General features: G+C 44.3%; 17 protein-coding genes. 14 read left to right on the plus strand and 3 right to left on the minus strand.

Annotated features, from left to right (window positions below; genetic code table 11):
* Positions 1–128: 128 nt before the first annotated feature.
* The 10 genes from DXZ20_RS08885 to DXZ20_RS08930 all read left to right on the plus strand — a co-directional run bounded on the left by DXZ20_RS08885 (position 129) and on the right by DXZ20_RS08930 (position 12760).
* Entirely contained in the window at positions 129–1157 is a 1029-nt protein-coding gene (locus DXZ20_RS08885; RefSeq protein ID WP_250564715.1) for a polysaccharide biosynthesis/export family protein, read from the plus strand.
* Between the two features lie 155 nt (positions 1158–1312).
* The gene (locus DXZ20_RS08890; protein ID WP_163660700.1) at positions 1313–2578 is read left to right on the plus strand and encodes a lipopolysaccharide biosynthesis protein; all 1266 of its coding nucleotides are present in this window, start codon (positions 1313–1315) and stop codon (positions 2576–2578) included.
* Between the two features lie 46 nt (positions 2579–2624).
* Positions 2625–3560, plus strand: coding sequence for a glycosyltransferase family 2 protein (locus DXZ20_RS08895; RefSeq protein WP_163660698.1), 936 nt, complete (start codon positions 2625–2627; stop codon positions 3558–3560).
* Between the two features lie 86 nt (positions 3561–3646).
* Complete coding sequence (locus tag DXZ20_RS08900; RefSeq protein ID WP_163660696.1) at positions 3647–5008, plus strand: O-antigen ligase family protein; 1362 nt, start codon at positions 3647–3649, stop codon at positions 5006–5008.
* A 343-nt stretch (positions 5009–5351) separates the two neighbouring features.
* Complete coding sequence (locus DXZ20_RS08905) at positions 5352–6437, plus strand: glycosyltransferase family 4 protein (RefSeq protein WP_163697687.1); 1086 nt, start codon at positions 5352–5354, stop codon at positions 6435–6437.
* A 142-nt stretch (positions 6438–6579) separates the two neighbouring features.
* Positions 6580–7632: a glycosyltransferase family 2 protein gene (locus tag DXZ20_RS08910; protein WP_163697689.1), complete on the plus strand. Its 1053-nt coding sequence runs from the start codon at positions 6580–6582 to the stop codon at positions 7630–7632.
* A gap of 154 nt (positions 7633–7786) precedes the next feature.
* Positions 7787–8773, plus strand: a complete 987-nt coding sequence (locus tag DXZ20_RS08915; protein ID WP_163660690.1) for an NAD-dependent epimerase — start codon at positions 7787–7789, stop codon at positions 8771–8773.
* A gap of 142 nt (positions 8774–8915) precedes the next feature.
* Complete coding sequence (locus tag DXZ20_RS08920; protein WP_163660688.1) at positions 8916–9665, plus strand: sulfotransferase family 2 domain-containing protein; 750 nt, start codon at positions 8916–8918, stop codon at positions 9663–9665.
* 80 nt (positions 9666–9745) lie between these two features.
* On the plus strand, positions 9746–10810 hold the full coding sequence (locus DXZ20_RS08925; protein ID WP_163660686.1) for a sulfotransferase domain-containing protein: 1065 nt from the start codon (positions 9746–9748) through the stop codon (positions 10808–10810).
* Between the two features lie 516 nt (positions 10811–11326).
* Positions 11327–12760, plus strand: coding sequence for a tetratricopeptide repeat protein (locus DXZ20_RS08930; RefSeq protein ID WP_163697692.1), 1434 nt, complete (start codon positions 11327–11329; stop codon positions 12758–12760).
* On the opposite strand, the gene DXZ20_RS08935 is transcribed toward DXZ20_RS08930, so the two are convergent.
* Positions 12761–13600, minus strand: coding sequence for a PRC-barrel domain-containing protein (locus DXZ20_RS08935; protein ID WP_163697694.1), 840 nt, complete (start codon positions 13598–13600; stop codon positions 12761–12763).
* Positions 13601–13806: 206 nt separating this feature from the next.
* Between DXZ20_RS08935 and DXZ20_RS08940 the strand changes: the two genes are divergently transcribed.
* Both DXZ20_RS08940 and DXZ20_RS08945 read left to right on the plus strand, forming a co-directional pair.
* The gene (locus tag DXZ20_RS08940) at positions 13807–15186 is read left to right on the plus strand and encodes a slr1306 family protein (RefSeq protein ID WP_163697696.1); all 1380 of its coding nucleotides are present in this window, start codon (positions 13807–13809) and stop codon (positions 15184–15186) included.
* 104 nt (positions 15187–15290) lie between these two features.
* A complete protein-coding gene (locus DXZ20_RS08945) occupies positions 15291–16796 on the plus strand; it encodes a DUF697 domain-containing protein (RefSeq protein WP_163660678.1) in 1506 nt (501 codons plus the stop codon).
* Between the two features lie 146 nt (positions 16797–16942).
* Here DXZ20_RS08945 and DXZ20_RS08950 read toward each other — a convergent pair whose 3' ends face one another.
* Positions 16943–17335: a 4a-hydroxytetrahydrobiopterin dehydratase gene (locus DXZ20_RS08950; protein ID WP_163660676.1), complete on the minus strand. Its 393-nt coding sequence runs from the start codon at positions 17333–17335 to the stop codon at positions 16943–16945.
* Positions 17336–17479: 144 nt separating this feature from the next.
* Between DXZ20_RS08950 and psbP the strand changes: the two genes are divergently transcribed.
* Both psbP and DXZ20_RS08960 read left to right on the plus strand, forming a co-directional pair.
* Positions 17480–18028 (plus strand): photosystem II reaction center PsbP, encoded by a 549-nt coding sequence (gene psbP, locus DXZ20_RS08955; RefSeq protein WP_163660674.1) that lies wholly within the window; start codon positions 17480–17482, stop codon positions 18026–18028.
* Positions 18029–18031: 3 nt separating this feature from the next.
* The gene (locus tag DXZ20_RS08960) at positions 18032–18622 is read left to right on the plus strand and encodes a Maf family protein (protein WP_163660672.1); all 591 of its coding nucleotides are present in this window, start codon (positions 18032–18034) and stop codon (positions 18620–18622) included.
* 29 nt (positions 18623–18651) lie between these two features.
* Here the strand turns inward: DXZ20_RS08960 and DXZ20_RS08965 are convergent.
* On the minus strand, positions 18652–20668 hold a 2017-nt coding region (locus DXZ20_RS08965; RefSeq protein WP_163703446.1), incomplete at its 5' end, for a copper-translocating P-type ATPase.

Genomic DNA, 20668 nt, shown 5'->3' on the forward strand with positions numbered 1-20668 from the left:
CCTACTTTCCTTTTATACAAAAGAGACAACACCGTCCTCAAACGCTCTTTAGACTTATGTTTCAACTGACTTATTATCGGCTAACTGCAGTAGCTCCCTTAGTCTTGGGGATAATTTGCTACGCCTCCATGCCAACTATCGCACAAACTACACAGTCTCTTGTATCACTTGAGACTACCTCCAATGAGTCAACTCGTGCGAACCTCAATGAGCTTGCTGTTAATACTGGCTCATTGAGATCTACAGCAGCATCCTCTTACTTATTAGGTCCTGGCGATCGCATCGAAGTCAGTGTTTATGGGTTTCCAGAGTATACAGGTCCACTCTCTGTATTACCGGATGGAACTATTGCCCTACCCATCGTAGGTAAGGTTGCTGCAGCTGGGAAAACCACCGATCAGTTAACTCAAGAGTTGAGAATTATCCTCGACCGAATTCTAGTAGATCCTGCCGTTTCGGTCTCCTTAAATTCACTTCGTCCCGTTGTGGTTAATGTATCAGGCGAGGTCTACCGTCCTGGCCCTATTCAACTGCAAGATACAACCAACATTAATCAAGATACTCAATTAGCTTACGCGCCACCTTCAGTGAGTGAAGCGTTAGTAGAAGCAGGTGGGGTGAGACGCACGGCAGACATCCGTAATGTCGTGGTTATACGCGAGCTTCCCAATGGTGAAACAGTCAATACAGAGATTAATTTGTGGGATGCCCTCTGGTCCGCCAGCTTACCAGAAGACATGTTGCTTAGAGATGGAGACTTAGTTTTTGTTCCCAGCTTACCAGAAGGCGAAACCATTGATAATCATTTATTGGCAAGATCCAGTCTAGCACCAGACACCGTAAGGGTTCGAGTTGTTGGAGAGGTCACGAGTCCCGGAGAGGTTGCAGTACCGCCTAATAGCTCATTGTCTAGTGCTGTTGCGATCGCAGGCGGCCCAACCGATGATGCAAGGCTCAAAGAAGTTGCCTTTATTCGAATGGACGACAACACTGGTGAAGTTGTCCAAGAAGTCGTCGATCTGCGTAACCTTATCGACACCTATCAGATTCAAGATGGGGACGTCATTGTTGTACCTAAGACAACCAGCGGTTCAGTTTTAGATTTAGCAGCGCGCCTAGTTAATCCTCTCAATTTCTTATTTAGAATATTTGACTAATGCTTGGGCAAGGAGATAGCTAGTCTATTTGAGAATATATACTCGTTTATATCTTTTCTGAAATGTCACACAATGCTCTTTTCCCATATATTACCGCTGAGAGCAATATCATCAACTACTATAGTTAGCCTTATAAATATTCTTGCACCATCATAATGCAACAAAAACTAAAGCGCTTGTTCTCTGACAAGCTCGTCAAAAATATGGGCTGGCTAACAGCGAGCCAAATATTCAGACGCGTAATTCGCATCGCCATAGTAGTTGTTTTAGGTCGTGTATTTACCCCTGAAGAATATGGCTTGATGGCGATCATTTTTGCCGTCACTGAGTTTTCTACCGTCTTCGTACAAAAGGGTGGAGTTGCACCTAAGATCATTCAGGCCACGCAAGAAGAGCTTGACTCAATAGTAGAAACAGCATATTGGAGCAATTGGATTCTATGTATTGGGATCTTTTTATTCCAATGTCTACTAGCATTTCCTATTGCCACTTTTTATGGAAATGAAAAATTATTATTCCCTATTATCGTCACCGCTGGCAATTATCTTCTCAATCCCTTTTATGCGATTCAAGATGCCTTGATTCGTCGAGAAAACAGGCTCAAGATCGGTGCGATCGCAACAGCTATCAATGCCGTTTTCAGTCAGTCTTTGGTCGTTATTCTTGCACTATTGGGCATGGGTATTTGGAGCATTGTATTTGCCCTAATGCTTTCTCAATTTTCCTATTTAATTGTCTATAACAGGAATCACTCCTGGCGACCAAGTGGGAAAATAAGTTTGAAAGGATGGCGAGAAATTTTTAATTTCTCCAAATATACATTGGGCATTGAAATGCTCAATTACTTGAGATCAAATATTGACTATCTACTCATTGGTCGATTCTTTAGCGTTGAACAACTTGGCTTATACTTCTTCGCTTTCAATGCAGGACTAGGGCTTAGTCTGACAGCTATTAACATGCTTTCTAATTCTGTATTCCCTTATCTGTGTGCAGCACGGGATAACCTATCTGCGTTGAAGCAAAGCTATATCCGAAGTCTCAAAATTTGCGCAGCAATTATATTTCCCCTAGTTCTATTACAAAGCAGCCTGGCTCCGATCTATGTCCCTATTGTTTTCAGCAAGCAGTGGATTCCAGCAATTCCAATTCTTATTATGATTTGCCTGTCAGCTATCCCTAGACCTTTTGCTCTAGTTTCAGAGCAGTTGCTCTTGTCAGTAGACCGTGGAAGTGATGGTCTCAAGTGGAACATTTTCTTCACGATTATATTTACCATTTCTGTCATTGTAGGTGCCCAGTTCAATATATTCGTAGTAGCTGGAGTAGTCTTAGGAGTGCATCTATTACTCTTACCGATATTCACCTTCTTAGTTGCTAAGTCTGTATTCTCTGGCCGAGAAAAACTTTCGCTTTCCTAAACAGACGCAATGCTAGATTCCAGCATGTTTTTTCTAGTATATGATTATGGAAATTAAGCCATCTATTTCTGTCGTTATACCAGCTTATAATGCGGCCAGATTTCTACCAGAAGTCATCCAATCTGTACTAGATCAGACCTATCAAGATTGGGAATTGCTAGTCATTGATGATGGCTCAACAGATAATACCGCCACATTAGTTAATAAGTATTGTCAGTTAGATTCACGCATTCGTCTTATTACCACAGAGAATGGTGGTGTTTCCGCAGCCCGTAATTTAGGCGTTGAACTGGCAACTACAGAACTTATAGCATTCTTGGATTCAGATGACCTCTGGCTACCAGATAAGTTATCAGTTCATGTTGACTACATGAATACTCACCCTGAGATAGGTGTCAGTTTTGCAAGGGTGGAACTGATAGATCCTGATGGAAAAAGCACCGGTAAATTAACGGCAAATATATCTAAAGATCTCCAGCCATACACTTTTTTCTATACAAACCCAACCGTCACAACATCAAATGTTGTTATACGAAAATGTATCTTTCAATCTTTAGGAGGATTTGATAAATCAATAAAGTATTCTGAAGATATTGACTTACTTTTTAGAATTGCGTTTCAAAGTCATTGGACGATTGAGGGAATTGATAAAGTATTAATTCAATATCGTCTTCATTCGTCTGGTTTGTCTTCAGATATCATGAAAATGAAAGAAGGTTGGATACAGTTAATGGACAAAGCACGAAAAGAAGCTCCAAACCTAGTAGATGAGCATTATCGTGCTGCCGAAGCAGCTCATTTTCAATACTGGGCGAAGCAGACACTTCGGCTAGAAATTTCACCGTTTGTAGGGATATCCTTAATTAATCAAGCACTTATTTCTAGCTGGCGAAACATTTACCAAAAGCCCAAGCTTATTGTACTGACTATACTCATTTATCTCAGACTGATGACATTCAACCTAGTAAGAGTCAAGATTTAATTTTAAAAAGATTACCTAAAAGACGATCAAAATATTTACTTTACATAAAGAACGTGATCACTTAAAAGAATAATGCCTAGGGGAATATGACGCTAAAAATTCCGAGAACATTAGAACACATATTCATGTGTTTTACCCTGTGGTTTCTACTGGGTAATCCTATTAACTTGATTACCAATGGAGCCGGAGGGGGGCAACTTGTAGATGTCAGTCAAGCTAACAGCAATTTCTTACTTCCGGCTATTAGCATGTTGCTATATCTTATAGCCAGCATAGGCGTACTACTGCGCTGGAAGTTGATATTAGCTCGATTACGTTCTAATCCTCAATTTTTGCTGATCGTTATTCTCCTAATCATCGCTTATATTTCAGCAGGATGGTCATTTTATCCAAATATCACTTCACGTCGCACCATATTATTGCTAGGCTCAACCGCTGTTGCCATATATTTTTCACTGAGCTTCAGCTTGAAGCAACAACTTAGATTTCTGATCATAGCCTTATGTATTAACACTATTATTTGCGTTCTTTTTGGCGTGCTGCTTCCAAAATATGGAGTGATGCACTTACCGCCCCATACAGGAGCATGGCGAGGAGTATACAGCCATAAAAATAAGTTTGGTGCTCGCATGGCATTAACTACAGTTTTTTTACTCGCTACTCGCTACTCAAATTTATTTCAGGGGAGGTCCAAGCTAGCTATTAATTGCATAATGATTTTGTCGGCTTCTCTGGTCGTAGCCTCTAAATCAACAACTGCTTTATTTGCCACCGTAGTGTTGGCTCTACTCTTCTTCGCTTGTAACGCTCTAAAGCTCAACTACAAATCGATGGTGATTGCCCTTAGCTTCATCATATTCGTTGTCGCCTTTGGGTTTATTTATCTTCAAACCAATGCAGACACGTTACTTTCTGCATTTGGCAAAGGTACTGATTTATCAGGACGAAACGAAATTTGGCCCGCTTTATGGGAGATGATCTCTCGAAAGCCGTTTTTAGGGTATGGATACCAAGGTTTTTGGGGGCCAGACGGTGGACCAGCTGATCTTGTCAGACAATTAACTGGTTGGCCTGTCCCTAATGCCCATAATGGCTTTCTTGAGGTTTTTCTATCACTAGGCTGGATAGGAGCTCTCCTCTTCCTTACAAACTTCGCAATTACCCTGATCAGATCTTTCCAGTTAATCCGACTGACCAAAACAACTGAAGCTATCTTCCCAGTTCTTTTCCTGGGCTTTTTTATCATCAGTAACATGACAGAGAGCAATCTCTTTAAACAAGATTCCTGGACACTATATATATGGGCATCATTGGTGTCTATACAAATCATGTCAACTTATGCAGAGAGAAAAGCATCTCAGGTTCGCACCACAGGGATTGACTCTGGCTATGGAAAAGTTGCACCTTATAAAAGCCCCCATACAGAATCTGCTCTGTCAAAGAGATAGAAATCTGACATTAATTTGCACAGACTGTTACTAAAAGGAGATGTAGAATAATACCAATGTAAAATACTCATCTTAGAGAGAAGATCATCTAAAGTTTACCTATTTAAACTTTTAGAAAGCACCTAAATCAGTAAGAATACTTATAGAGAACGCAATGCTTTCTCCTAACAAGAGCTTAGCATTACTGATTAGCTAAAGCTTTTTAATTTAACTGTAAACATAAAGAATACTTATTTTGCTTTGTAAAGACTCGAATAGTTAAATCCATTACCTACGGATTTTAGCTTTTACCTGTGCAATTGAAACTAGAGTTCACTATGTTTAGTATGTCTGAGGTCGCCGTATGAAATGGACCGTCATTGCGCCTTACTTTACCCAAGAATACATTGACAATAATCGATGGCTAGTCGGGCATATTCCTGAAGGGAAATATGACTTTGAGCTTATCCCTAGGCCACAACCCATTACTAAATGGCATGAGAGAAAAGTAAAATACACAACGTCTTCCCAGTGGTTTCGCCACTGGGAACATGGTGCCCTCGCCTTAAATAGCGATTCCGACGGAATTATCACTTCATACCCGCAGTTGCCAACAGTAATTGGCCTACAAAAGCTCCTAAAATGGTCTAAAAAACCAGTTGTCGCTTGGACCTTCAATGTTGGAAACTACGAAGTTGGGCCCCTGCGTCAATGGTTATCAGGCATCGGATTAAAACAAATTGACCGCTTCATAGTTCACAGTTATCGGGAAATCGACATTTACAGCAAGTGTTTTAACTTACCGAAAAGTCGATTTTCTTTTGTGCCTTACGCAGCTCCAGACATTGAAATTCAGTACGAAGAAAATAACAACTCTCCATTTATTGCTGCACTGGGGTCTGCGCATCGCGATTTCCCTTGCTTCTTTGAGGTGGTTGAAGAGCTTGACATACCTACTGTTGTTGCATCCAGCAAAGTAGCTTTAGCTAATCTTTCCATCCCTAAACAGGTCAAAACACCTTTTGGTATCACCAGAGCGGACTGTTGGAAACTGGCACAAGAAGGTCGGATTAGCGTAATACCTCTAAAAGTCAAAGATAACGTTACAGCGGCTGGGCATGTAACAGTGATAGAAGCGATGTTGATGGCCCGTGCAGTAATTGTGTCTGATGCCTATGGCATGAGTGATTATGTTAAGCATGGAGAAACAGGTTGGTTAATCAAACCCGGTTGTAAACAGAGTATGAAGGAAGCGATTCAAACGCTATGGAACGATCCGGCATTACGAAATCGCTTGGGCCAAAATGCAAGAGCATACGCTAGAAAGAATTTTTCTCATGAGAATGCGGCGCTCTCTTTAGAGAAAATTTTGGATGAGGTTAGTGGTCGTACTAGCAAGGTAACTGAAGCTTATGCTAAGCCTCCTGAAGTTCTGGATGCTTGTAAGTAAATATAATCGTCTACTGCTATCTACAGCATTGGCAATAGTTTACTGATATGAGCTAAATTTTGGATTGACTTGCAAGCCTAGGATAGCCCCAACGCAACTTGGCAATTTCAATATCCATCCTTGTCATCTAAAGAGTGAAAACATGAAAAAGGTTTCTATAGTTATACCTCTGTATAATACTGAGAAGTATGTCCGACTGGCACTCGAATCAGCATTAGCTCAGACGTATCAGAATTTGGAGATCATAGTTGTTGATGATGGGTCTACCGATGAAGGTGTAACTATATGTCAACAATTTACTGATGACAGAATCAGAATTATTCAGCAGGAAAATAGAGGCCTTTCAGGTGCTCGTAATACAGGTATTCGCCATGCGGAAGGAGAATATGTAGCTTTTCTTGATGCAGATGATCTTTGGGTTCCAGAAAAGGTCGAACGCCATGTTGAACACTTTGAAAAACGACCTGAGATTGGCATAAGTTTTAGCTACTCTACATTTATAGATGAGAATGGCACACCGTTAGGCATTTATCAGATATCCAAGGTTAGCCAAATTACTCCACTTGATATCTTATGTCGCACACCCATCGGTAATGGATCTGCAGCGGTTTTCCGCAAGGAAGTCTTTGAGAATATCAAGTTCCCAGTGCAAGTTGATGGCATTATAGAAGAGCACTACTTTGATGAAGCATTTAGAGAATCTCAAGATGTAGAGTGCTGGATGAGAGTCGCCATTAAAACCAAATGGATTATGGAAGGGCTTGCAGAGCCCTTAACTTTATATCGGGTAAATTCGAAGGGTATTTCAGCCAATTTAACCAAAAAGATGAAGGCCTGGGAGCGTTTACTCAATAAAGTTAGAAGCTATGCTCCCGAGGAAATGGAGCAATGGGAAAAACCTGCCATGGCATACCATTGTCGCCATCTGGCTAGAAGGGCTGTAACGCTGAAAGATGGAGGACAGGCCATGAAACTCTTCAGCCGAGCAATCGCTACATATGCACCAATCTTGATTGAAGAACCATTCCGAACATTTCTCACCGGAGCTGCAGCTAGTGCGTTGTGGATTCTACCCATTAACGTATATCAGAGGTTATTTGAAGTAGCTGCCAACCTGACTGGTTCAAGTCAAAGACGCCGTATGACCAGATACTCAACCGTGTATCAGTCATCGTCTCAGAAGGTAGCCTCCTAGCCCTCAAAACAGTTCTCGTGTATTAAGACACATGAATCATAAGAGAAGTACGCTAGGATGGTTACAATCCCTTACTTTACGGGAAATCGATGCAACAGCAATTCAAGATTCTTGTGTTGCATTGTATGTCTAAATACTTATTTTTATAGTTAGCATGAATGTTTTAGTAACGGGCGTAGCTGGTTTCATTGGTTATTTTATAGCTAATAAACTTTTAAAGGCTGGGCACAGTGTTTATGGCATCGATAATCTTAATGACTACTACGATACTTCCTTAAAAAAAGATCGATTGGAGCAACTTCTACCCCATGCTTCATTTACATTTAATCAGCTTGATCTAGCCGATCGTCGTGGGATGGAAGATCTGTTTCAACAACAGTCTTTTGATCGAGTTATTCACTTGGCAGCACAGGCTGGGGTTAGATATTCTCTAAAAAATCCTCATGCTTACGCAGATAGCAATCTAATTGGATTTGTCAACATTTTGGAAGGTTGTCGCCATAGCAAAGTGGCACATTTAGTGTATGCATCATCCAGTTCAGTCTATGGTGCTAACCGAACAACTCCATTTTCTGTGACTGATAATGTGGACCATCCAGTGTCCCTTTATGCAGCAACCAAAAAAGCCAATGAGCTAATGGCTCATTCGTACAGTCATTTGTATGATTTACCCACGACAGGGCTCCGTTTCTTTACGGTATATGGGCCTTGGGGTCGACCTGATATGGCCTATTTTAAGTTTGTTGATGCGATCGCAAACAATCGCCCTATTCAGGTTTATAACCACGGTAAAATGCAGCGAGACTTCACATATATTGACGATGTAGTAGAAGGTATTGTGCGAGTCATGGACCATCTACCTAGCCCTCTCGCTGACGAAGAATTTAACACTGCCGCTCCCTACAAAGTCTATAACATTGGCAACCATAACCCTGTCAGCTTGATGCACTTCATTGAAGTCATTGAGAAGGTGCTTGGGCAAGTTGCCGTCAAAGAAATGATGCCCATGCAGCCAGGGGACGTCACTACAACCTATGCCGATGTAGCTGAACTTACGGCAGATGTGGGCTTTGCTCCCAACACCCCCTTAGAAGAGGGTATCAAGAACTTCGTCACTTGGTATAAAGACTACTATCAATAGCCATATTCTAGTACCCGATGGCAGAAATTTGGCAGCTATTGCATCCACCCATCGACTCATCCACATTTGATAGTGGGCAAACTTACGCCACAGAGTATTAGGGCCACACTAGCCATACTATTTAAGTTGAAATTGCGTAACAATGGCATTTATTTCTAATAGCAAGAAGTTTGTATTTATTCACCTACATAAATGTGGAGGCACGAGTGTTGAACGTGCTTTAGCTGCTGATATGCAGTGGAATGACATTATTTTAGGCAGTACTGACTATGGTGAACTAATACAGCGATCCTACGAAAAACAGTTTGGCATATATAAGCATTCATCTGCAGCTACTATTAAAAATGTGATAGGCGATGAATTATGGGATCAATATTTTACGTTTTCAATCGTAAGACATCCGATTGATCGCATGGTTTCATATTATGCATATCTTAAAACACACTATTTGGGGAAGTATCGGGGCTCGGCCATTAAATTGATGTACTACGCCGACCAGATCCATACCTTACCAAAGCCATTAACCCGTATACCCAAGCTATATGATGCGTTTAGGTGGCCCGGAGTTACAGATTGTATAAAAACTAATAATATATCTGACTTTATTCACTCAGAAGGGTCTTGGCAATCTTATGGCACCATGCCTCAGTTTGATCAACTTACAGATTCAAGTCGTGAGAATGTAATCGTTGATTATGTCGGTCGCTTAGAAGACATATCTGAAGATTGGCAATTTATTTGTGATAAAGTCGGACTTTCTACATCATTACCCCATTCGAACAAATCAAAACGTAAGTATAAGGAATGGCGAAAGTATTTTAGTCTAGATGACATTAATTTCTTGGCAGAAAAATATCAAAAAGATATGGAGATTTTTGAATATTCTATCTAGGTATTAATGTATCTTACATCTCAACTCTAAGGTATATTATTAGCGGCATTGCTTATCCTTGAGATAATTTTAGTTGTGAGATGCGGTCAGATAGCAATGGCCCTAGACCAATTCATCCCCTAAATCAGCAATCGCTTCTTAGCCAATTCATCAGGCCTTATCAGAAATATTTTCTTGTAAAGAAGCTAACCAAGAAACTCTATTCTCTGATTCTCGAAAACGCACTGCCAGTTTTAATTCAAAAAGCTTCCCCTGTAGATAAGTTATTTGTAATTATGGTTAGAGCATTTCTGAGGAAAAATGTCCCAGAGCCTATTAAGGAACCTGTCAAAAAAGTATTAAAGGACTATGGTCAGGCTACGAGTAAATGGAGAGCACTGCCAGATTGGTTAATTATAGGAGCACAAAAGGGAGGAACCTCATCTCTTTTCTTTTATCTCCAGCAACATCCTGAGATTGGCTTTGCCCCAGAAATCACAAAAGAAGTTCACTATTTCGATTGGCATCACCAACATTACTTAGATTGGTATCGGGCTCATTTCCCACTAAAAATCTCCTATAAGCTCTCTAATATACGTTCGACAGGCGAAGCTACACCTGAGTATCTTTTTCACCCTTTAGCCCCCAATAGGATATCGAAGTCCCTGCCAGATGCAAAATTTCTCATTATTTTGAGAAATCCAATTAATCGGGCCTACTCCCATTGGAAAATGAGTATTCGCCATGGTCATGAAACGCTAAACTTCCTTGATGCTATCGAGGCTGAGGAAGATAGACTGGGGCAAGAGAGAGAACATCTTAAAACCCAAGGAGATGAATACTCTTGGCATAGCCCATTAGCTTGGTTCTCATATTTAAGTCGAGGTAGATATACAGAACAGATAGAGCATTGGTTAAAGTTTTTTTCTAGGGAAAAACTTCTGATTCTTCGCAGTGAAGATATGTTTTCCAATCCCCATGAGGTGTTATCAAAAACAACCCATTTTCTAGAACTGAAGGAATTTAAAAGGATTGACTTAGAGCCAATGAATACTGGAGGTTATCAAAAGAAGATGCCACCTGAAACATATAAAAAACTAGCCGCTTATTTTGCCCCTCACAACCAGAATCTTCTTAAATATGTTGATTGGGATCCTAAATGGTAAATAGCATGATCTAACAACAACACAAGTAAAATAATCTGGAAATTTGCACACGCATTTTTTCTTCAACCGCTCGCGATTTAATGATGGCAAGCGGTTTTTTGCTATCTCAAACCAGAGCTAGCCCTGATCACGACTGCTAATAGCAGAAGCTCATAAACTATTAAGTCGATTTTCTTATATTTATAATCGAGGCTTGTATTACCAATTGCTACAGAGTTGGCTTGATGGCAACGATGCTAATCAGCAGTGGATACATTTATGCTTCTATAACCCCAAACAATGGAGCCAGTCTTAGTCATCTTAAGATCAAGAGACAGCAATGGAATACGGTGAATCTGAAAATTCTCTTGAGTATGTAGATATTTTCCAGATGCACTACGGTTAAACCCTAATATAGAAATAGAGGAAGATACAAAACTTACTCTGTGAGTTTGCTATTTGTTGTTTGGGTGTGTCTAAGTTTGCTGTATCAAATTGTGATTGACATATCCAAATATTTGGTGAGTGTGGGGCGGCATGACTGCAAAAGACTTATTGAATCAAGGAGTTGACTTGGCAAGGCGACAAGACTGTTTGGGCGCGATCACAATTTTTAATACTGTGATTGAGTCTCTGCCCAACTATGCTAAGGCCTATTTCAACCGGGGATGTGCCCATTATGCTATGGGTGACTATGCCGTAGCCATCGAAGACTTTAGTTGGGCAATCCATCTGGCACCTGACTACGCGTCAGCTTATCTCAATCGGGGCAATGCCCAGCGCAAACTGGGACATACAGACGCCGCGTTAGAAGACTTTGAGCATGGGATTCAGCTAACACCTCTATCTACACGAGGATATTGCAATCGCGGTTTGCTCAGGCTGGATGTGGGCAATTATGCAGGCGCTGTGCGGGATTTTGATTATGCCCTCAGGCTACAGCCTCATTTCCCCCGTGGGTATCTATGGCGGGGAGTGGCCTGGCTACGCTGCGGTGACTTTAAACGGGCTATTAATGATTTGAATCGAGCTCTAGCCCTAAATCCACACTGTGCGAAAACCTACAACCAACGTGGTTTAGCCTACTTTTACCAGGTTGATTATAGGCAGGCTCTAGCCGATTTTAATCAAGCCGTTGACCTCGATAAAGACTTGGCTGATGCCTATAACAATCGAGCAACCCTGCGTACAGAAATGGGGGATTATGCAGGCGCAATGGCAGACTATTGTGAAGCTCTACACCTCAACCCTGCCTTACCTGAAGCCTATCCTCAAACATTAAAGCAGTTACACAATGCGCTCCACGATAGTCCGGCTCCAGGGAAGTTATCGCTATTGAACAATCGTGGCAACACCCGCGCTACCCTGGGTGACAGTGGTGGAGCATTAAATGACTATGCCGAGGCACTGCGTCTTGACCCTAACCATGCCTATGTTTATAACAATCGGGGATTAGTCAGGCTTTATCTCCACAATTATGAGATGGCCGCTACCGATTTTAGTGAGGCCATTAAACTTAACCCCCAATTTGCAGAGGCGTTTAGTAATCGAGGCGGAATTCGACAACACCTTGGAAACTTGGAAGGTGCACTCCAGGATATCAATCAGGCGCTTGACCTGAATCCATCTTTAGCCAATGCCTATGTCCATCGAGGCAGGATCCATGTGGACCTCAAAAACTACATGAAAGCCATGGCAGATTTTAATAAAGCCCTGACTCTCCAGCCTGACGCTGCCCATACGCTGAATGAACGAAGCGTACTGCGGTTTCGTCTTAATGATACGGAAGGTGCACTAGCTGATGTCAACCGAGCCTTAGAGCTACAGCCTCAGTTTTCAGATGCCTACATTAACCGGAGCTTGATCCGATTTGATCGAGGGGATCGCTCCGGCGCATTTAGTGACCTTGACTCAGTTATGAGTCTTCATCATCAGCGAACGTCCAGACCAGATGACCGCGCCATTGCTTAATTAATCATCGTCTTCCCACACTTCAAATGTGTCTAGATCGATAGCAGGACGATCTGCTTGAGTATTCGAATCACTGAGTTTATCGAGGGCGTTCTCAACCGTGTTTTCCAGCGCTCTGTTCAAAGGGGCAATTCGTTTTTTAGCTTTGGAGACCTGCTGATTAAACTGCGATCGCAACCCCTGAGTTCTATCTTGCAGTTGTTGACCCGTGGAGCGTAATTGTTCATTTACATCGTCAGATAACCAACGCTCCTGGGCATAGTCTGACCATCCCTGGGCTCGCTGTTGCACTTGGTCTGCCAGGGATTGAGCCGTCGTTTGAGCCGTTGTTTGCCACCCCTGTTCAGCCATGGGCACAGTTTCATCAGCCAAGTACTCAGCCTGCTCTGCTGCCTGAGCCGACACCATTATTCGCTTACGACCAGCACTGATAATCGCTTCAGGTGCTAACCCATATAGCCCCGACTGCCCTGGCTGGGCAAATAGATACTGCAATACCTCACCACTACGCTCAAACCGATAGTCCACAATCTGGCCAATACAGTTACCCATATCCGTCCAAACCTCCAGACCGACCATGGCTTGAGCCGCCGATTGAGCCATGTCAGCCCCACGGCCATGAATCACAATACTATCGGCACCGATATTGACAATCTGTTCCCAGCTATAGGTTGGACGCTGGCGCTGCCACACGGGTCCTTGACACACCAGAGCAACCACCTTGCCCTGGTTCAAATCCACGAGTAAGCTATCCACAATTCCTAGCTCGTCCGTAGTGTCATAATCCAATATTAAGCGGCCAAGCAACGACCCCTGTCTTAGGCAAGCCCCATCAGCCATGGCAGTAACTCTATAAAACGCCTGTACTTGAGTTATAGCACTCTAGCCGAATAGAAAAACAACGCAGGGTCAAGCATGGTGGTAGAACCCACACCGCTGATTGGCTGTTCTTTAAGGCTTATGTTAATTCTGTGGGGTTTTCCACCTGGTGAACTCCCACTCTCTTTATAAAATGTAGTAGAAGCAACGGATGGGTATAGGGACTTATGGATATCGCAATCAAGCGTCCTATTCTGATTGGTGGTTTAGGTCTCAGCGCCAGTTTATGGTTATTGGATGTCGTGCATCACATGCCCATGGACGGGTCATTAGTACTGGGTGCGATCGCACTTGGTTCAGGAGTATGGTGGTTCAGCCAGCAACGTCAGCGTAGTGTGGTTCCAGCTATTCCCAAACAGGTCACCGTTCAGCGGGATGCTATCGACCAGGCACTAGACCGCACCGATCAACTCATTGAGCTACTGTTAACTGAAAATAGCCAAGCCGCTGCCCAAGCAGAACTCTATCGCACCGACTATGATCTGCTGCTGGATAGTCTAGAGCGTATTGATTTAAAGGTTGCGATTACTGGCAATAAAGCCACAGGCAAGACCACTCTACTCACCTGTCTACAGACCGCTGAAACAGCAGCATTAACCTTTACTGAACCGTCCGATGACATCAGCGATGCTGATCTAGTGCTTTTGGTGATTGCAGGCGATATGACTGCTTCAGAGCTAAATCGCCTAGAAACGCTGGTTTCTGGAGGGTATCAAGTGCTAGTGGTGCTGAATAAGCAAGACCAGTATACCCCCATGGATCAGGCAGTGGTGCTGGATCGGATTAAGGGGCGGGTGGCAGAACGCAATGTGGAAGCGGTTGCGATCGCAGCTAATCCCAATCCAATCAAAGTTCGCCGCCATGCCGAGTCAGGCGAAATTCTTGAATTTTTTGAGCAGTCTGCTGCCGATCTAGAGGCCCTTACCCAAAAACTCGATAGCTTTGCCGCTGAACCATCCTCTTTAGTGATGGCCACCACCCTGCGTCAGACAAAAGCACTGCAACAGCGTATTACCGCATCCCTAAACGAGTATCGTCGCCAAAAAGCAATGCCCGTCATTGAGAAAATGCAGTGGATTGCAGCCGGTACGGCCTTTGCCAACCCAATAGTCACCGTGGACCTGCTGGCGACAGCTGCCATCAATGGCCAGCTCGTATTAGACATCGGCACTATCTATGGTCAAAAATTCTCCATGGATCAGGCTAAGGCCGCTGCAGGTACCATCGCTGAATTAACCGTCAAGTTGGGGCTGGTCGAACTAGCCTCTCAAGCCCTTGGAACAGTCCTCAAAAGTCATGTAACTACCTACCTGGCTGGTGGAGCAGTGCAGGGTATCAGTGCCGCGTATCTCACCCGTCTAGCTGGCCTGACTCTGATTGACTACTTCGAAGAACAAAGCTTGTTAGACACTACCGAGCTTAACTTTGAAGGACTGGGTAGCCGTCTACAAACATTATTCCAGCAAGCTCGCCAGAGTTTAGCTCTTAAGGATTTTGTGACCCAGGCCCTACCTCACCTACCAAAAGCAAGCACAGTCGCTAGCTAGAAAGTTTGAACAAGACGGGTAGTGGGCAATGGGATAAAGCTAAAAATCCTGTTGCCCAAATATCACTTTTCGCCTGAGCATTCAGCTCTAAGCACACCCAAACCATGACCGATCCCGCCTTGATTCAGGAAACATTTACTAATGTCAGCACTGCGTCCCAGAGGATTGCAGAGACTACAGTCCAGCCCCTTGTCGAGAGGGCCCGCGACAGTTTGCGACAAACAATTGATCGCTATATTCCACAGCTAGAGCTAACTCGCTCCGATGCCGACGAACTCAAACGTCAGGCTGCCGTTAAGGCCGGTATTGATCAGCTGACAACCCTATTAAACAAGCTAGATAGCACCCTACTTCGGGTCGCCGTATTTGGTCTAGTCAGTCGCGGTAAGTCAGCTGTACTCAATGCTTTGATCGGCGAAAAAATCCTTGAAACAGGGCCTCTAAATGGTGTTACCCAATGGCCTCGGTCTCTCTATTGGACACCGTCCACATCTGAGGGAGAAACAACTCTCAAAATCGAACTCATTGATACGCCCGGCCTAGATGAAATAGAAGGAGCTGAACGGGGACAAGTCGCGCAAGATGTGGCCCAACAAGCTGATTTAATCTTATTTGTAGTGGCAGGTGATATTACACGCACTGAGTACACAGCTCTACAAACGCTGCACGAAACCCGTAAACCATTGCTGTTAGTCTTTAATAAAACGGATCTCTATCCAGACATAGACCGTCAGGCTGTTTACGACAATCTCCAGCACCTTAAATGTCAACTAGCGTCTGATGAAGACACTAGAGACGAGACCAATGACACAACAACCATTAAATCATCGGACGTTCCCATCGTAGACGACGTTATCCTGGTGGCTGCAGACCCTGCCCCTCTGAAGGTGCGTGTAGAGTGGCCAGATGGTCATGTCACTGAAGAATGGGAAACCTCTGCACCAGAAATTGAGCCTCTCACAACAGCGCTGATCGATCTTCTTCAAGCGGAAGGTCCGACATTAGTCGCCCTCAATACTTTGCATCAAGCAAATCAAGTCAACACCAACTTAGCCAAAGCAACCGCAGAGTTAAACCAGACTGCAGCCGATAACATCATCTTGCAATTTGCAAAATACAAGTCTGCTGCGGTGGCTTTGAACCCTGTCGCCGTGCTGGATCTCCTAGGCGGTGTGGCCTCTGACCTGGTTATGATCCGTAACTTGGCCAAACTTTACGGCTTTCCCATGACTAGTTTTGAAGCTAGCAAACTATGGCAAGCAATTGTCCGCAGTTCTGGCACACTACTTTTAAGTGAACTAGGCAGCGGATTGCTCCTAGGTCTTGGCAAAAGTGGAGCTGCCCTATGGAGCATGATCGATGGCTCTGCTGGATTAACCGCCTATGCTGGCGCAATGGGAGCCCAAGCGGCAGCGGCAGGCTATGGCACTTACGCTGTTGGCCAGGCTGCCCGTGTTTATCTAGAACAAGGTTGTTCTTGGGGACCTCAAGGCATTAAGACCCTGATGCACACTATTGTAGAAAATGCCAATACAGATTCTGTCCTTGAGCGGCTGCAACAAGAAGTCCGACTATCAATAGAAGAAGACATTAAGCAACGGGCTCAATAGTCACATTTTAAGTTTAATGTCTAGCTTTCTAACAAAGTCTGTATCAATCACATGACAAGGGATAAGAATGCCTCCTATTAAAGGCTAGACCAAAGTAGATAAACGAGCAAAACCATGGCTTCTCAAGGACACAATCACGATAATGATTAAAGTTGAGAGATTTGTCGGGCAAGCTGAAAGTCCAAGTCTGTTAAACCCTGAGCATCATGGGTCGTTAGCTCCAGTGAAACTCGGTTGTAGCTGATACTAATATCAGGATGGTGATTAAGTTGTTCAGCAGGCTCAACTAAATTGTTGACAAACGTGATTGCCGCAACAAAATCTTCAAATGTTCGAGTATAGAATAATGTGTTGCCATCTGTTGTCCAGTTTGGTAAATTTCCTATGCGGAGTTTGACCTCCAATGGACTTAGACGGGTCAGGTTATTTTTAGTGCTCACAACAGAATGCTCACTGCCCTCAACTAGCTTGGGAAAGATCGCAAGTATCTCTTGGGCACCAACATTCGCAATTATCAAAGCATTAAGAATACAATTCATTGAACTCAACCGCATTAGCATTGGTATAGTGATTGACTCAACAGCAGGGGACGATGCTCCCCCTGCAAAGGGTACAAAGACCTTCCACAAAATGCGACAATGGAAATTGTCAATTCTTTTTACATTAATTAACTGGTATTCCCAATGCTAAAGCGACTAGCTGCTCTGATGATTGTGTTTGCCACGATGTTTGGCCTCCAGGCCTGTAGCGGTTCGGCTCCTGTGAGTTTGCTGAACTACGTTAATAGCTATCAGGGCTATCAGTTCAGCTATCCAACTGGCTGGGTAGAAGTTAAGGTATCCGGTGGACCAGATGTTGTATTTCACGACATCATTAACGTAACTGAGAACGTTAGCGTCGTTGTGAGCCCAGTGGCAGAGGGCAAAACCCTGGAAGAATTGGGTGGCCCCACTGAAGTTGGCTACAAGTTATCTAAAAGCATCACAGAGATGGCTGGTGATAGTCGCAATGTGGAACTTATTAATGCTCAAAATATAGAGACTGACGAGGGTAAAATCTATTACATTCTGGAGTATTTAGCGACCACATCCGAAGGGCAACGCCATAATCTAGCTAGTGCCATCGTACGTCGTGGTCAGCTATTTACATTTAATGCATCTGTTCCCGAAGCTCGCTGGAAGCGCCTTAAGAATTCAATCACTCAGTCGGTAGCGTCATTCTCGGTTTACTAGACAATGTCTGCTCCTCAGTTTGTCCTAGCGTCAGCCTCCTCAGCACGACGTCAGCTTCTTTTAAATGCCGGGGTTCAGCCTTTTGTATCCCCCAGCAAGTTTGATGAGGATCAAATTACCCTAAGTGAGCCAGGTGCATTGGTAAAGGCTCTATCCTTGGGCAAGGCAGAAGCTGTCGCGCCTTTGTTTCCAAATGCAGTGGTGTTAGGATGCGATTCAGTCCTAGCATTTGATGGGGCCATTTACGGTAAGCCTGAAACACCAGAAGATGCTGTCAAACGCTGGTGGAAGATGCGCGGTAAAGTGGGCGAGTTATTTACTGGCCACACACTAATATCTCCGCAGGCAGCGAAAACGTTAACTCGATGTCAGGTGACTCGGGTTTATTTTGCCTGGGTTAGCGATCGCGAAATTGAGGACTATGTGGCCACAGGCGAACCAATGCATTGTGCCGGTGCTTTTACCATCGATGGCAAAGGTGGCTTTTTTGTGGAAAAGCTAGAGGGTTGCCATACCAATGTCATCGGTCTGAGTATGCCGATGCTACGTGACATGCTGGGATCCTTAGGGTATCGGGTGACGGATTTTTGGTAAGGCCAAAAAATTGCGGTTTGAGTTCGATATTAAACACTCTCCCTTAACTGCCAGCGCAACAGCAGAGAATTAAGCACTACGCTAATCGAACTAAACGCCATGAAACCACCTGCATAGCCAGGGCTCAAGGCAATTTCAAAGTTCGGCAACAAAATGCCCGCCGCCAGGGGAATACAAATCAGGTTATAGCCAAAGGCCCAGGCTAAGTTCTGACGAATTTTATTAAAGGTGCTGCGACTGAGTTCCAGGGCAGCTGACACATCGTTTAGGTCATCACGCATCAGCACAACATCAGCGGTTTCCATAGCAATGTCAGTGCCTGAGTGCATGGCGATACCGACGTCAGCCTGGGCCAGGGCAGGCGCATCATTGATGCCATCACCCACAAAGCCAACACAGTGCCCCGCTTGCTGTAGCTTTTCAATGGCATTGACTTTGTCGGCTGGTGTCATGCTGCCTTCTGACACAGCAATCCCTACATCCATGGCTAATCGATGGGCAACGGCTGGTCGATCACCACTCAGGAGCTGGAGCTGAAGGTTTTTGCGGTGGAGTTGTTCAATCACTGATTTGGCTTCCTCACGGGAGCGATCAGCCGCGGCCAGTAGGCCCACCAATTGATGATCAACAGCGATATAAATCAAAGTTTTACCCTCAACACTCAAGGTATTGGCAACATCACTAGCCATATCAGTGGCGATATTAGCTTGAGCTAACCAGGCGGCATTGCCGAGGTGGAGCGTTTGATTGCCTAACTGTGCAACAACTCCACGTCCCGGAGTTGTTGCGCTATCTGTCACGTTAGTTAAAGGAAGCTGTCGCTGAGCAGCCTCGTTGAGAATGGCTTCGGCTAAAGGATGGCGGGTTCCTTGCTCAACACTAGCTGCTAGACGAATCACATCATCCTCAGTCAAGCTGGCGTCATAGCTAATGCAGTCAGTCACCCAGGGCTGCCCTGTTGTCAGGGTGCCGGTCTTGTCAAAAATGATGGTATCTAAATGATGGGCCGTTTCTAGAACATCACCACCACGCACCAATAACCCCCTCTGGGCTCCAATGCCAGACCCCACTAGAATCGCCATGGGAGTAGCCAATCCTAATGCACAGGGACAGGCGATCACCACAACGGCAATGGCTAATTTCAGACTTACCAACAGCCTTGAAGTTTCTATCACAAGGTGACTGTGATGGACATGTTGCGGATTGAGAGCCGCTTGGATCGCATCAGGCCAGATGGTAAATCCAACGCCGTACCAAAAGCAAAATGTCAGTAGAGCGAGGATTAAAATCCCATAGGTGAAGTAACCGGATAAGGTATCTGCTAAGCCCTGTATGGGGGCTTTACGCGTTTGAGCAGATTCAACCAGACTGACCATCTGGGCCAGGGTACTATCTGAGCCAGTGCGGCTGACTCTAATAGAAATCGCACTCGACTGGTTTAAGGTACCGCCGATTACGGGATCACCAATCTGCTTCATGACAGGCAATGCTTCTCCAGTGACCATTGCCTCATTAATGGTGGTTTGCCCCGCCTCAATCTCCCCATCTACTGGGATTTTATCGCCAGGCAAAACTTGGATGATGTCATCGACCTGCACTTGATTAATGGGAATCTCGACATTGTCGCCTGGTGAATCACCTATCACCAGGCGAGCGCCCTGGGGTTGCAGTGCAATCAAACTACGAAGAGCCTCAGTGGCTCGAAAGCGAGCACGTTCTTCTAACGTACGCCCTAACAAAATAAAGCTGAGCAACATGACGGGCTCATCAAAAAAGCACTCCCAGCCTAATTTTGGAAAGACTAAGGCCACAACGCTAGCGGTATAGGCACTCAGAGCACCAATACTCACTAGAGTATTCATGTTAGGACGGGCACGACGTGCTCCCTGCCAGCCATCTTGTAGAATTGCTCGCGCAGGCCCCACTAAGGTGAGGGTGGCTAATGCAAAGTGAAAGCTCAGGCTGCTGAGAATAGGTCCTGAAAAACTGCTATCTGGATCGCCCACATGTTCTATGTGACCAAGGATTGAAAGGGCTAAGAGAGTA

The sequence above is a fragment of the Adonisia turfae CCMR0081 genome (genome assembly GCF_011009555.1).
Taxonomy (GTDB): Bacteria; Cyanobacteriota; Cyanobacteriia; order Phormidesmidales; family Phormidesmidaceae; genus Leptothoe; species Leptothoe turfae.